Raw genomic sequence first — 1,710 nt, forward strand, 5'->3', positions numbered from 1 at the left:
ATTAAATCCCATTAATTAATAGAATAATATACGCGTTTTGAATATTATTTATGATCTTTTCAAAAAAAATATCCGTATTAAACTACTTAATGTACGCGATTTGAATAAAGATTTTGTTTTTTAATATTATTTTTATTTTAATAATGAATAATGAACGGAAAATTGATAATTTTTAAATTTTATTAAAAAAGTTTATTTTTTATATTGAAATATGTAATTTGACTGTTTATAATACAAAAAAGATAAGTTATTTGCAGGTTTAGTTGTCTGAAAATTTAATTTTTTATGAAGAATATTATTAATGGGGGTTTCACCGTGTCAAACAAAGTACCGTTTTCTTTTATAGTAATCATTGGTTTAATGTTATTTGCATTATTTTTTGGARCTGGAAATTTAATATTCCCTGCCATGCTTGGCCAGTCAGCGGGAGCAAATATCTGGTCAGCAAATGCAGGTTTTTTAGTTACTGGAGTAGGCTTGCCTTTACTTGGTGTACTAGCTTTTGGATTCTCTGGAAAGGAAGATTTACAATCATTAGCAAGTCGCGTACATCCTATCTTTGGTTTAGTATTTACAACTGTTCTTTATCTAGCTATTGGACCTTTATTTGCTATCCCACGAACAGGTAACGTCTCTTTTGAAATCGGACTTAAACCTTTCATTTCTGAAGGCTCTAGTTCTATAGCTTTACTTGTGTTTACTATTATATTTTTCAGCATTACATGCTTTTTTTCTCTCAATCCGGCGAAAATTGTCGATATTGTCGGAAAATTCTTAACGCCAATTAAATTAACATTCATCGGAATTCTAGTTCTAGTAGCTTTTATTCATCCTATTGGAAAATTTCAAGCACCCACAGAAAAATATGTAACAAACTCTTTTTTTAATGGGTTCCAAGAAGGATATCTAACAATGGATACTCTTGCATCTTTCGTTTTCGGAATCATTATTATCAATGCAATTAAAGAAAAAGGCGCTAAAACAAAGAAGCAAATTATAACTGTTTGTCTAAAAGCTACAGGAATTGCTGCTATTATTCTTGCAACTATCTATTCTGCCCTTTCGTACATGGGCGCTTCAAGTGTAGAAAAGCTTGGGCATTTAGATAATGGTGGTACGGTGTTAGCGAAAGTTTCTGATTATTATTTTGGAGAATATGGAGGATTACTATTAGGCTTAATGATCACAGTAGCTTGTCTGACAACTAGCGTAGGGCTTATTACTTCATGCTCTTCTTATTTCCATAAATTATTACCTTCTATTTCTTATAAGAAAATTGCGATTAGCTTATCCGTGTTTAGCGCAATCATCGCAAATGTTGGATTGAATCATTTAATTTCTTTTTCAGTACCTGTTTTAACAGTGCTCTATCCATTAGCAATCGTTCTAATCTTTTTGACTTTCCTTCATTCTTTATTTAAAGGATGTGCTGAGGTATACCAAGGCAGCCTATTCTTAACATTTGTTGTAAGCCTGATAGATGGATTAAATGATTTTGGTTTACACATCCCTGGTATTGACCAATTATTTACTTACTATCTTCCTCTTTACCATATTGGTCAATACCAGGGATGTGTAAACCAAAATCATTTAATCCATCTATCAGGCTTACAACAAATGTTAAGAATAGGCTGCCTTGGTATACCTCAGCACATCCTTTAAATAAAGAATGAAGGAAAGTCAAAAAGATTAGAACGATTGCTAATGGAT

General features: G+C 31.5%; 2 pseudogenes. One reads left to right on the forward strand and one right to left on the reverse strand.

Annotation, left to right across the window (positions count from 1 at the left end):
• Nucleotides 1–315 precede the first annotated feature (315 nt).
• Nucleotides 316–1,560, forward strand: a pseudogene (gene brnQ / locus AC1DRF_RS26345) (branched-chain amino acid transport system II carrier protein); the annotation flags it as partial.
• Here the strand turns inward: brnQ and AC1DRF_RS26350 are convergent.
• A pseudogene (locus AC1DRF_RS26350) lies at nt 1,556–1,710 on the reverse strand (branched-chain amino acid transport system II carrier protein); the annotation flags it as partial. The pseudogenes brnQ and AC1DRF_RS26350 sit on opposite strands and share 5 nt — an antisense overlap.

Source organism: Priestia sp. P5_B4, from assembly GCF_056400385.1.